Annotated in this window: 1 protein-coding gene; it reads right to left on the bottom strand. The window is 70.3% G+C overall.

Annotated features, from left to right (window positions below; all coding sequences use genetic code 11):
• The coding region (locus NP777_RS47390) for an AMP-binding protein (protein ID WP_256656401.1) at positions 1-313 on the bottom strand (313 nt) is incomplete at both ends.

Genomic DNA, 313 nt, shown 5'->3' with positions numbered 1-313 from the left:
GTCACCGGTCCGGTACATCCGGCTCCCCGCCGGGCCGAACGGGTCGGCCACAAAACGCCCCGCCGTCAGCCCGGGGCGATCCCAATAGCCACGCGCCACACCCGCGCCCCCGACATACATCTCCCCCGCCACCCCGACGGGCACCGGACGCAGACCGTCGTCGAGGACGTAGACCCGGAGGTCGGGGATGCCGACGCCGATGACGCTTCCCGCACCGGGTGTCGCGATACGGGAATCCAGGGCGGCATAGCTGACGTGGACGGTGGTCTCGGTGATTCCGTACATGTTCACCAGCACGGGCCCGGTGTCCCCA

This window comes from Streptomyces rugosispiralis (assembly GCF_024505145.1).
Taxonomy (GTDB): Bacteria; Actinomycetota; Actinomycetes; order Streptomycetales; family Streptomycetaceae; genus Streptomyces; species Streptomyces rugosispiralis.
The sequence above is the reverse complement of the archived record's forward strand: the minus strand, read 5'-3'. Positions and strand labels throughout refer to the sequence as shown.